An 11500-nucleotide genomic window follows, 5' to 3' on the forward strand; every position below is an offset into this window, starting at 1 on the left:
ACGACGCTCTTCCGATCTCCGGCGGCGGGGCAGCGTCCACCTGCACCACGGTCGCGCCGGCCGCGATCCGCTGATAGCCCCAGTCGCGCGCCTGGCGCAGCGGGCGGGTGCGCACGCGGCTGGCCTGCACCACGCTGTCCACCATCTGCGGCGCGATGGCGCCGGACCCCTGCCAGTTGCCAAGCCCGCCATCGCCATGGGTCAGGCCCAGCAGCGCAGGGACCGTGCGGGACAGCGCATCGCCCAGAAAGAGCGGTGGCTTTTCCCGGCGCACGTCATAGACGGCGCGCAGCATGGATAGCGCCATGATCGCCTCCATCTGCGCCAGCGGCGATCGCGACACGATGCCGCCATCGGCATGGATGCCACTGTCGATCGCGCGCTTGAGCCCCGCCTCGCCAAATTGCCTGCGGGTTTCGCCCCCCGGGATCAGCAGCCCGGCCGCGATGATCGCGCACCAGGCGACGATGCGCGGCAGGCCCATCGGCGCCTTGTCCGCGCCCCGATCCAGATGCCGGGCGGTGCGGGCGATGCAGTTGAGCACCAGCGAGCGATAGACGAGGTCGCTGGACGAGAGGATGAGCGGCGCGTGCGCGGTCCAGAACAGCAGCCGCCAGCCGGCATTGTCCGCCCGCCAGGCCGGCTCGCTGGGCGTTTCGGCATGGACCGCCAGCCATTTGCGCATGACGCCTTCGGCAATCGGTGCGCCCTGTTCGCGCGAGGCGCTGACCGACAGGTCGCGCAGCCAGCGGAAGCCATGCAGATAATCGGAAAAGGCCGGCCCCACGCCCGGCCGGGCAAAGTCCAGCCGGTCGATCGGCAATTTCTGCCCGCGAAACAGGAAATAGCCCGCGCGCATCGCCGCCCCGGCGCGGCCGTCGCCGACAATGTCGTCGTCGGGCACGGCCAGCAGCTTGAGCGGATATTTGCCCCGCAGCCGGCGACCGTGGATCGGCGTCTTCCAGCTGAGCAGATAGACGTGGTGCGCAATCTTCTGCGTCAGCGACAGCCCCTTGTCATCCGCGACGCGGATGAGGCGCTTGCCCTGCTCGATGCCGTCCGCGCCCTCTTCGGGCGGCAGGTCCTGGCCCGAGCGGGTCGACAGGCGTCGCGGGTCGCTCACCCGCCCCGCAATTGACGGATATTGTCGGCATAGGCGCTCTGGCCGCCGCGGAAGGTCGCGGTGCCGGCCACCAGAACGTCGGCGCCGGCTGCAATGGCCCTGGGCGCGGTATTGAGGTCGATGCCGCCATCGACCTGAAGGCGGATGTCGCGCCCCGACTTGTCGATCATCTTGCGGATCGCCTCGATCTTGCGCAGTTGATTTTCGATGAAGCTCTGGCCGCCGAAGCCGGGATTGACGCTCATCACCAGGATGAGGTCGACATCATCGATCAGATAGTCGAGCATCTTTGCCGGGGTGCCCGGATTGAGCACCACGCCCGCCTTCACGCCCAGCGACTTGATATGCTGGACGGTGCGGTGGATATGCGGACCCGCTTCGGGATGGACGGTGATGATATCGGCCCCTGCCTGCACGAAGGCGTCGAGATACGGGTCCACCGGCGAGATCATCAGATGGACGTCGAACGGCTTTTGGCTGTGCGGGCGCAGCGCCTTCACCACGGCAGGACCAATGGTGATGTTGGGCACGAAATGCCCGTCCATGACGTCGATATGGATCCAGTCGCAACCGGCTTCGTCGATCGCGCGCACTTCCTCGCCAAGGCGCGCGAAGTCGGCGGACAGGATCGAGGGTGAGATAAGGATGGGATGGGTCATTAACCCCCCGCCTTAGTGGCGCGCGGTGCGGGAGGCAACGGCGATTTTCCCGACCGTCCGGGCCGATCAGGCCAGGAGCCGGAGGCCGGGTCAGAGCATGACGAAAATGGTCGGATCGAGCCGTCGCGAGGCGGGCGCGCCATGAGGCAGCAATTGCTTGACGCCATGCAGGCCGACAACCTGTTGCGCGGCGTCGAGCACGGGCGCTGCGATCAGCCGCATCGCGCAGCGACCCTGGCCATCGGCCTGATTGATATCGACATCGAGCGTGAAGCCGCGCTTGTGCCGGATCGCATAATCGCGCAGCCGCTCCATGGGTTCGCGCGATTCCGGGGTATAGAGCGACACGGCCAGCGGCCGCGACACGTCGAGATCGCGCTCCAGCCCGAATATGTCATAGACGCCGGCGGTCCATTCCAGCCGGTTGTCGGTCAAGTCGCATCGCCACAAGCCCAGCCCGCGTTCCGCCAGCGCCGCGTCGTTGCGGGCAATGTGAGGGTCCAGCAACACCGGGGCAAGATGCGCGCGCAGATCATAGAGAGGCCAGCTATGGTGAAGGGGCAATGGCTCGATCGGGCGCATGGATGAACCTTGGGCTGGTGGAAGGGATTCTGTCGCAGCCTTACGCCATCATGGTTAATGCTCAGTGTGCGCGCCTGACAAGCCGGGCGATGAAGAATCCATCCGTGCCGCCCGCGCTGGCGAGCGTGTCGGGCAGGGTGCGCAGCCAGCCCTGCGGGTCGGGCGCCATTCCTTCGGGCAATTCGCTGGTTGCGATCGGGTCCCGCGCAAAATCCGGCCGGGCGTCAAGGAAGCGGGCGATCTGATCCTCGCCCTCCGCCTGTTCGAGCGAACAGGTGGCGTAGACGATGCGCCCGCCCGGCGTCAGCCAGTCGGCGGCGCGCGCCAGCAATTGCGCCTGCAACTCGGCAAGGTCCGCGATCTGGCGCAAGCCGATGCGGTGCAGGACGTCAGGATGGCGGCGATAGATGCCGGTTGCCGAACAGGGGGCGTCGAGCAGGATGGCGTCCACTGGCGCGGGCGGTTGCCACTGGCGCAGGTCCGCCGCCACGATGTCGGCGGCAAGCCCCGTGCGCGCCAGATTTTCGGACAATCGCTCCAGCCGTTTCTTCGACTGGTCGACGGCAATGACCCGCCATCCGGCGGCGGCCATTTGCATCGTCTTGCCGCCCGGCGCGGCGCACAGGTCAAGCGCCTGGCGGCCATCGCCTTTGCCCAGCAGCCGCGCGGGGCAGGCGGCGGCGATGTCCTGCACCCACCAGGCGCCCTCGGCAAAACCGGGCAGCGCGGGGATGGCCCCGTTGCCGTCAACGGGATGGGCGGGCAGGCGGACATGGCCGGGCGCGAAGGATGCGCCGTCCAGCGCATCTGTCCATCTCGCTGTCTCGCTCGCGTCGCGCAGGGTGAGGTCCACCGGCGGGCGGACGGCATAGGCATGGGCCGCCGCCTGCGGCATCGCTGCGCCCCACTGATCGCTCCAGCGCGCAAGCACCTCGGCGGGCAGGGTTGGCGGGTCGGGCAGCACGGGGTTACTGCGCGTCACCGTGCCGAACACGCCATGGACCAGCTTGCGCGGGCCGCCATCGACTAGCGGCAATGCGGTGGCGATCGCGGCATGGGGCGGCGTATCCATCCGCAAGGTTTGGGCGAGCGCGATGCGCAGCACCATGCGCGCCTTTGCATCGTCTGGCAGGATCTGGCGGGTTGCGCCGTCGATCAGCGCGTCGAGATCGGGCAAATGGCGCAGCACTTCGGCGGCGATGGCGTGGGTGAGCGCGCGATCCTCCCGCGGCAATCCCTGCGCCGCGCCGTGCAGCGCCAGTTCGAGCGGCTCGCCCCGGCGCAGCACGGCGTCCAGCAGCAGCAACGCCGCGCGGCGCGCTGGCAGGCCGGGGACATCATCGGGACGGGGGCGGGACGGACGGGAAGACGGACGAGGGGGCATTGGCGGCCCCTACGCCCTTTCGCCGTTAAAGAAAATGGGAGACGCCTGCGCCCAGACTGAGAACCAACGCGATCCAAACCAGCACGCCGATCCACAAAGCCAGCCAGTCCGAGCGTCTCGGCTTTGCGCGGCTGCCCTCAGGCACAATACGGAGCGAACTGGGAATCCGCTTCGCTCCCAGCGTGGACACTGCAACGGCGCGCCGCCCGACGCCGTGAAAAAACCTGGCGCTATGCCGAGAAAAGATCTGTTTGACGGTGAGGTCGACAGCCAGTCCACCGACTTGTCGAACAACAAATCCGGCGGCTTCGGCCGGAATATCGTCGATCATCAGCGCCCGTGCGGATCAAGCGCGCTGCGGCGGCGCGGAGGCGTAGGGGTGGAAGCGATCGGCGACAGGGCCGAGGCGCGGGAATCGGCAATCGGCGTGGGCGCGGTTCCGTCACCCGATCCCATGTCGCTGGCGATGTCGTGGAGCGCGGCGATGCGCTTTTCGGTCGCGGGGTGAGTGGAGAAGAGTTCGCTGACGTGGGTCGGTACGATGTAGAGCTGCGCCGTGGCAGGGTTGCGCGCGACGACCGGGTTGGGAATCGCCTGCGCAGCGCCGGAAATCTTGGCGAGGGCGGAGGCGAGCGCATGAGGATTGCCGCTGATTTCCGCGCCGGCGCGATCGGCGCCATATTCGCGCGTGCGGCTGATCGCCATTTGCACGATCATCGCGGCAAAGGGCGCGACAATCATCGCAAGCAGGGTGGCGAGGATGTTGCCATGGCCTTCGTCGCGTCCGCCGCGAAAGAAGAGGCCGAACTGCGCCAGCATGGAAATGGCGCCCGCGATGGTCGCGACCATCGTCATGATGAGCGTGTCGCGATTCTTCACATGGCCCAGTTCGTGCGCCATGACTCCCGCCACCTCGTCGCGGCTGAGCATCGCCAGCAACCCGGTAGTGGCAGCGACAGCGGCATGGTCTGGATCGCGCCCGGTGGCAAAGGCGTTGGGCGCGTCCTGGTCGATCAGATAGACGCGCGGCATCGGCAGGTTGGCCCGCTGCGCCAGCTGCTGCACCAGCCGGTAGAAATCGGGGGCGCTGCGTTCGTCCACCTCGCGCGCATTGTGCATTTTAAGGACGATCTTGTCCGCGTTCCAGAAGGTGAAGAGGTTCATCCCCGCCGCGACCAGGAGCGCGATCACCGCGCCGCCGCTGCCGCCCAACGTGTAACCCAATGCCATGAACAGCGCCGTCAGCGCCGCCAGCAACATCGTCGTCTTGATGCCGTTCACTTGCCAAATGCTCCTTGCCCGCCCAGATAGCGGGGCAGAGATGAATATGGGGTGGATCAGCGCTGCTCGCAATTGCCCGCCCCCAATCGAAAGGCCGCTTCATGGGAACCTTCAACGGCAAGCGTCCCGCGCATGTGACGCCGCCCAGGCATCTGTCTAAAAGCCCGCCGGTGCCCGAGCCCGATCCGATCGACAATCCGACCCCGCATGACGAGGCGATGAGCCCGGTCCGCTATGGCGACTGGGAGCGCAAGGGCATTGCCATCGATTTCTGAGCGACCGGCGATCCTTGGAAAGCTGGGACACGCGCACGATTCGCCGCCCTTCCTGCACGGCTGCCGGTGATCCGTGCGGCAGAAGCGAGGAGCATGACGCCCCGACACTGGCCTCGCGCCTTTGCGGGGTGCAGGACTCAGCCTCATAAAGGAGACTATGGGGCGTGGGTGTGCATCTTGTATCTGACGTAAATGTGAAACCGGTTTCGGATTATGCGCCGGAGGATGCGGCGCTGCTCTGTTCGGTCGGGCGGCTGATCTGCGCCTGGACCATGCTGGAACAGAGCCTGGAGGCCAAGGTCGGGCTGATGCGCGAGGGCATGGGCGATGTGCGCACCGTGGGCGCGCGCACCCGGCCCAGCATGTCCAAGCTCATGACCGAATTGCGCACCATGGTTGCCATGCGCGACCGGCGCAACGCCAGCGCGCTGATGGAAATATCGGCGATCGAGCGGGACATGCAGCGGATCGACCGGTTCCGCGCGCTCATCATCCAGGGGTTTCAGCAGCCCGAGGCTGGCGGCTTTGCCTGCCGCGATCCGCGCAATAACCGGATTCATGTTTCCCTGGATCAATTGGACAGCGAAATTTCCGCTCTGGAGGAGGTCGCGCAGAGACTTCTGGCGGTGTGATGCGTTAGGCGTGCGCAAATGCTTGACCTTTGCGGCCGCGCCCGCGAAGTCAGGCACGTCTTTCCGCGTTGCAGCGAGAATGGAGCAGCATGTCCAACAAGCCTATTCGCAAAGCCATCTTCCCCGTTGCCGGCCTTGGCACCCGGTTCCTGCCGGCCACCAAGGCCGTGCCCAAGGAATTGCTGCCCGTCGTTGACCGGCCACTGATCCAATATGCGGTGGACGAGGCCCGCGAGGCGGGCATTGAGCAGATGATCTTCGTCACCGGTCGCGGCAAGGGAGCGATCGAGGATTATTTCGACATTGCCTATGAAACCGAGGCCACCCAGCGTGAGCGGGGCAAAGACCTTGGCGCGCTGGAAGGCACGCGGCTGATGCCCGGCAACGCCGTCTTCATCCGCCAGCAGGAGCCGCTGGGCCTGGGCCATGCGATCTGGGTCGCGCGCGAGATCGTCGGTGACGAACCCTTCGCCATCCTGTTGCCCGACGAATTCATGAAGGGCGCGAAGGGCAATGGGTGCCTCAAGCAGATGGTCGATGCCTATGACAAGGTTGGCGGCAATCTGGTCTGCGCGCTGGAAATCCCGATGGACGAAACGCCCAGCTACGGCGTCATCGATCCGGGCGCGCGGGACGGCATGCTGACGCAGGTCAAGGGGCTGGTTGAAAAGCCCAAGCTCGGCACCGCGCCATCCAACCTGATCGTGCCGGGTCGCTATATCCTGCAACCCGAGGTCATGAAGATCCTGGAAACGCAGGACAAGGGCGCGGGCGGGGAAATCCAGCTGACCGACGCGATGGCATCAATGATCGGCACCCAGCCCTTCCATGGCGTGACGTTCGAAGGGCGGCGTTTCGACTGCGGGTCAAAGGCGGGTTATATCGAAGCCAATCTGGCGCTGTCGTTGGAGCGCGAGGATCTGAAGGACCATATTCGCGCCTTCGCGCAGCAGGAACTGGCGCGCTAGAGGGCGCGCGGGCTCAGGAGAGCGCCAGTGCGCCATGCAGCAGGATGGCCAGTCCGCTGACGGCGATGGCGCTCCCCAATGCCCGCTGGGCGGGGTTCACCATGCGACGGATGGGAAGGGCGATGCTGTGTTCGATCCTGGACATGTCGATGATATAGGCGCGGTGATGGCATCGGTCGCGTCGATTATATCAGTCAAGATAATCGTGTGAGGCGATTACAGCGTCGACACCATATGGCCGCCGTCGACCACAAGTTCCGTGCCAGTCATATAGCGCCCCGCGTCCGAGGCGAGCAGCAGCAGGGCGCCGTCCAGATCCTCAAACTGGCCGACACGGCGCTGGGGAATGCGCGCCACCATCGCCTGGCCCGATTTGCTGGCGAGGAAACCGCGATTGATGTCGGTTTCGAAATAGCCGGGGCAAAGCGCGTTTACGCGGATGCCCTGGCCCGCCCATTCCAGCGCCAGCGCGCGGCTGAGCTGGACCACCCCCGCCTTGGCCGCGGAATAGGCGGCAAGATAGGTCGACACGCGCAGGCCCAGGATCGATGCGGTGTTGACGATGCTGCCGCCCTGCTGCGCGGCGACCATGGCCCGTCCGGCCGCGCGCGCGACGCGGAAGACGCCGGACAGGTCGGTGTCGATCACATCGCCCCAACTCGCTTCATCCATGGCGAGCGCCGGGCCGCCCTGCGCCACGCCGGCATTGTTGATGACAATGTCAAAGGCCGGCCGGTCGAACGCGGCGTCCACCGAGGCGGGATCGCGCACGTCGATGCGCACGCAGTCGGCCTGTGCGCCCGTTGCGGCGATCTCGGCTGCCACGGCCTCCAGCCTGTCGGGCCGGCGCGCGGCCAGCGTGACCGCGACGCCGTGGCGCGCCAGCAACAGCGCGAAATGCCGGCCAAGGCCGCTCGACGCGCCGGTGACGAGCGCGCGCTTACCGTTCAGATCATCAAAGATCGCCATGGCTGGTCCCCCGCCGGATCAGAAGGGGACTTCGTCGTCCAGATCATTGTCGAAATTGGGGCTGCCCGCGCCGCCGCGATTGCCGCCGCCCTGTGACCGGTTGCCGCCGCCATAGCCGCCACCGCCCGATCCGCCGGACGCGCCGCCGAAATCATCATAATCGCCGCCGCCAAAGCCGCCCGATCCGCCCTGCCAGTCGCTCACGCCCTGCGAGCGGCCGCCGCCGCCGCCGCCATAGCCGCCACCTTGACCGCCACCGCCCGGCGCGCCGTCCAGCATGGTGAGCACAGAGCCGAGGCCCTGGAGCACGACTTCGGTCGTGTACCGGTCATTGCCCGACTGGTCCTGCCATTTGCGGGTGCGAAGCTGCCCTTCGATATAGACTTTGGAGCCCTTGCGCAGGAAGCGTTCGGCGACGCCGACAAGCCCTTCGGAAAAGATCGCGACGCTGTGCCATTCGGTGCGCTCCTTGCGCTCCCCGGTCATGCGGTCCTTCCAGCTTTCGGACGTGGCGATGCGCAAATTGCACACCTTGCCGCCATTCTGGAAGCTCTTGACCTCCGGATCGGCGCCCAGATTGCCGACCAGAATGACCTTGTTGACCGAGCCTGCCATGTTACCTCCGATAGATTGATCGGCCGTTATAGAGCGCGGCTCCAGCCCTTCAAGCGTTAAGCCAGACCTAAAGCCGTGGCGGTCCAGTAGGTCACGCCCGCCGCGACATAGGCGAGGGTGAAGAGATAGCCGACCATGAACAGCGGCCATTTCCATCCGTTGGTTTCCCGCCGCGTCACCGCAATGGTGGAAATGCATTGCGGCGCGAAGATGAACCAGGCGAGGAAGGCAAGCGCAGTTGGCAGCGGCCATTGCCCCTTCAGCCGGTCGCCCAGGCTCTGTTCCAGCGCGGCTTCATCATCGCCCGCGTCGATCGAATAGACGGTGGCGAGCGCCGACACCGCGACTTCGCGGGCCGCCATGGCCGGGATCAGCGCCAGCGATATGTCGCGGTTGAAGCCGATCGGCTCCAGAACGACATTGAGGCCACTGGCGACTCGGCCGGCGATGGAATGATCGACCTGGCTGGCGGGATCGCCGTCGGGCACGCGTGGGAAGCTGAGCAGCAGCCACAGGATGACGGTAGAGGTGAAGATGATCGTCCCGGCGCGCTTGAGGAAAATCACAGCGCGTTGCCACAGGCCAAGCAGGACGTCCTGCGGGCGTGGCCACTGATATTTGGGCATTTCCATGAGGAAGCTGCCGCTCGCGCCCTTGGTCACGGTGAGGCGCAGTATCAGCGCGACGAACATCGCGCCGACGATCCCCGCCAGATAGAGGCAGAAGAGGACAAAGCCCTGAAGCCCGATGCCAAACCCGATGTCGCGGGCCGGGATGAAGGCGCCGATGATGACCGCATAGACCGGTAGCCGCGCCGAACAGGTCATCAGCGGCGCGATCAATATGGTGGTGAGCCGGTCCTTGGGATCGGAAATGGTGCGGGTCGCCATGATGCCGGGAATGGCGCAGGCGAAGGAAGACAGAAGCGGGATGAATGCGCGGCCAGACAGGCCGACCTTCGCCATGATGCCATCCATCAGGAAGGCGGCGCGGACCATATAGCCGGTCGCTTCGAGCATCAGGATGAAGAAGAAGAGGATCAGGATCTGCGGCAGGAAGACGACCACCGATCCGACGCCGTTGATGACGCCATCGACCAGAAAGGAGCGCAGGATACCGTCGGGGAGGGCATCGCGGACCAGCGTGGCGGCGGCTTCGGCCAGACCCTCGATCATTGCGATGGGCGCTTCGGACCAAGCATAGACGGCCTGGAACATGACGAACAGCAGTGCAAGCAGCAACGCAAGGCCGGCGAGCGGGTGTAGCGCGACACGATCGACGGCGGCGGTCAACCGACGCGATGGGGTTTCGCGGATGATGCCTACGCGGGCGATGCGCCGCGCTTCCTGACGGGTGGCCTCGAAATCACGCGGGGCGGAGGCCGGGGCGCGATAGGGGGGGGGCGCGCCGTTCAGCAGCCCTTCCATTTCGGTACGCAGATGGTCCAGGCCGCGCTTGCGCACCGCCACGGTGGCAATGACGGGTACGCCCAATTCGCGGGACAGGGCGTCGGCGTCCAGCTCCAGCCCGTCGCGGGTGGCCAGGTCCACCATGTTGAGCGCGACGATGGTCGGTAGGCCCAGCGCGATCAGTTCGAGGGCGAAGCGCAGATGATTGTCGAGATTGGCGGCATCCACGACGATGACCAGCGCATCGGGCCGTTTTTCGCCGGCCTGGCGCCCCATGACGACATCGCGCGTCACCTGTTCATCGGGACTGGCGGGGTCGAGGCTGTAAGTTCCGGGCAGGTCGACCAGTTCGAGCGGCCGGCCGTCGGCGAGCGAGAGGCGGCCTGCCTTGCGCTCCACGGTGACGCCGGGATAATTGCCCAGCTTCTGGCGCGCGCCGGTCAGCGCATTGAACAGCGCGCTCTTGCCGGCATTGGGATTGCCGACCAGAGCCACCAGCGGCAGGGCGCTCATACCCCCAACTCCGATCCGAGAGTCTCCGGTCCCGTGCGCACGGTGACGGCGGCGGCATGGGCGCGCCGCATCGCGATCGTCATGCGACCGACGCGGCAGGCGATCGGCCCGCGGCCGAGCAAGCCGCCATGGTGCAGCGCCTCTACGCTGGCGCCTTCGCACAAACCGAATTCCCGCAGCCGCTGGGCGTCGCTGGCAGGCAGGCTGGTCCAGTCGATCAGGTCGACATAAGCGGGTTGGCGCAGCGGCAGGTCAGTCAGGCGCAAGGAGAGACACTCATCAAACGATTTTGCGAGTGACTATCAATACCGATGCGCGATGGCCAGCATAATCGATTGGGGGACCCGATCAGATGGCGGGATAGCGCAGGCGACCCACGAACCGGGCGAGGCTGAGCCGCTCGCCACCACCGGCGTTGCGGAATTTCGCCTTGGTCTTTTCAAAGCGCATCACATCCTCGACCCGGCGGGCAAGGAAGGCGCGGCTGTCGGCATGATCGGCGCTGTCGTCATTGACGAAGACGAGCAGGGTAGAGGCGTAGACGGCCGATAGCGTCATGCGCTTTGAATAATGGTTGAGGTCCGTGGTGCTGTCACCCGCCGCCCGCCACATCGCGTCGGCAGCGCGCCAGCCGAGCTTGCCGGCCTGCACGACATGGGTCGGCGTCGCCAGGATCGCGAGCGCCCGGCGCAAGGCGTCCCGGTCGGAGGCGAGCAGGGCCAGCCGCGCTTCGACCAGCGCGATGATCCTGCGGCGGATCGAGAGGGCCGACAGACCTTCGGCGGGAAGGGCGTCCAGCATGGCCGCGTCGATGCTGGCAAACCACGCGTCGATCATGCCCATCGCGCCATCGGCAAAGGCGAGCTGCGCAATATCGACGTCCACACCCTTTTCCTGCGCGGCCATGGCCACTGCCTGTGGCCGCCAGCCGTCGAAGGCGGCGTGACGGGGGACGGCCGGCGCCAGCAGCGCGCGGATTTCGTCAAGGGTGAGGTCCTGGGTATCGCTCATGCCGCCAATCTAGGACGCGCGCGCACGGCGCACAACCATTTGCCGGGCCGTTCGTTAGCCAGGGTTCGAGGAAAAGACA

15 protein-coding genes are annotated in these 11500 nt (G+C 66.3%); 3 read left to right on the plus strand and 12 right to left on the minus strand.

What is annotated here, in order from left to right:
- The 6 genes from B2V90_RS02650 to htpX form a co-directional block, all read right to left on the minus strand.
- Positions 1-1123 (minus strand): heparinase II/III family protein (locus B2V90_RS02650; protein ID WP_422663664.1); only part of this gene is annotated, 1123 nt, incomplete at its 3' end.
- A complete protein-coding gene (rpe, locus tag B2V90_RS02655; RefSeq protein WP_228222705.1) occupies positions 1120-1782 on the minus strand; it encodes a ribulose-phosphate 3-epimerase in 663 nt (220 codons plus the stop codon). The genes rpe and B2V90_RS02650, both read right to left, overlap by 4 nt.
- Before the next feature lie 90 nt (positions 1783-1872).
- Positions 1873-2364: a diguanylate cyclase gene (locus B2V90_RS02660; protein ID WP_228222706.1), complete on the minus strand. Its 492-nt coding sequence runs from the start codon at positions 2362-2364 to the stop codon at positions 1873-1875.
- A 61-nt stretch (positions 2365-2425) separates the two neighbouring features.
- Positions 2426-3748, minus strand: a complete 1323-nt coding sequence (locus tag B2V90_RS02665) for an RsmB/NOP family class I SAM-dependent RNA methyltransferase (RefSeq protein WP_293919594.1) — start codon at positions 3746-3748, stop codon at positions 2426-2428.
- 25 nt (positions 3749-3773) lie between these two features.
- The gene (locus B2V90_RS02670) at positions 3774-4079 is read right to left on the minus strand and encodes a hypothetical protein (RefSeq protein ID WP_228222708.1); all 306 of its coding nucleotides are present in this window, start codon (positions 4077-4079) and stop codon (positions 3774-3776) included.
- The gene (gene htpX / locus B2V90_RS02675) at positions 4079-5029 is read right to left on the minus strand and encodes a zinc metalloprotease HtpX (RefSeq protein WP_228222709.1); all 951 of its coding nucleotides are present in this window, start codon (positions 5027-5029) and stop codon (positions 4079-4081) included. The genes B2V90_RS02670 and htpX overlap by 1 nt, the downstream gene beginning before the upstream one ends.
- A gap of 101 nt (positions 5030-5130) precedes the next feature.
- Here htpX and B2V90_RS02680 point away from each other — a divergent pair, with 101 nt between their 5' ends.
- The 3 genes from B2V90_RS02680 to B2V90_RS02690 all read left to right on the plus strand — a co-directional run bounded on the left by B2V90_RS02680 (position 5131) and on the right by B2V90_RS02690 (position 6904).
- The gene (locus B2V90_RS02680; RefSeq protein ID WP_009820392.1) at positions 5131-5304 is read left to right on the plus strand and encodes a DUF1674 domain-containing protein; all 174 of its coding nucleotides are present in this window, start codon (positions 5131-5133) and stop codon (positions 5302-5304) included.
- Between the two features lie 170 nt (positions 5305-5474).
- Positions 5475-5936, plus strand: coding sequence for a hypothetical protein (locus tag B2V90_RS02685; protein WP_009820393.1), 462 nt, complete (start codon positions 5475-5477; stop codon positions 5934-5936).
- Between the two features lie 89 nt (positions 5937-6025).
- Entirely contained in the window at positions 6026-6904 is an 879-nt protein-coding gene (locus B2V90_RS02690) for a UTP--glucose-1-phosphate uridylyltransferase (protein ID WP_009820394.1), read from the plus strand.
- A gap of 13 nt (positions 6905-6917) precedes the next feature.
- Here B2V90_RS02690 and B2V90_RS02695 read toward each other — a convergent pair whose 3' ends face one another.
- The 6 genes from B2V90_RS02695 to B2V90_RS02720 form a co-directional block, all read right to left on the minus strand.
- Positions 6918-7049, minus strand: coding sequence for a hypothetical protein (locus B2V90_RS02695; RefSeq protein WP_266103190.1), 132 nt, complete (start codon positions 7047-7049; stop codon positions 6918-6920).
- 71 nt (positions 7050-7120) lie between these two features.
- Positions 7121-7873, minus strand: coding sequence for an SDR family NAD(P)-dependent oxidoreductase (locus B2V90_RS02700; protein ID WP_228222710.1), 753 nt, complete (start codon positions 7871-7873; stop codon positions 7121-7123).
- Positions 7874-7891: 18 nt separating this feature from the next.
- Positions 7892-8488, minus strand: coding sequence for a single-stranded DNA-binding protein (ssb, locus tag B2V90_RS02705; protein ID WP_228222711.1), 597 nt, complete (start codon positions 8486-8488; stop codon positions 7892-7894).
- 56 nt (positions 8489-8544) lie between these two features.
- Positions 8545-10410 carry a ferrous iron transporter B gene (gene feoB / locus B2V90_RS02710; protein WP_228222712.1) on the minus strand — a complete coding sequence of 622 codons (1866 nt, stop codon included), beginning with the start codon at positions 10408-10410 and terminating at the stop codon, positions 8545-8547.
- Positions 10407-10676 carry a FeoA family protein gene (locus B2V90_RS02715; protein ID WP_228222713.1) on the minus strand — a complete coding sequence of 90 codons (270 nt, stop codon included), beginning with the start codon at positions 10674-10676 and terminating at the stop codon, positions 10407-10409. The genes feoB and B2V90_RS02715 overlap by 4 nt, the downstream gene beginning before the upstream one ends.
- Before the next feature lie 82 nt (positions 10677-10758).
- On the minus strand, positions 10759-11421 hold the full coding sequence (locus B2V90_RS02720) for a COQ9 family protein (protein ID WP_228222714.1): 663 nt from the start codon (positions 11419-11421) through the stop codon (positions 10759-10761).
- Positions 11422-11500 lie beyond the last annotated feature (79 nt).

It is taken from the genome of Sphingobium sp. UBA5915 (genome assembly GCF_002431195.1).
Classification (GTDB): domain Bacteria; phylum Pseudomonadota; class Alphaproteobacteria; order Sphingomonadales; family Sphingomonadaceae; genus Sphingobium; species Sphingobium soli.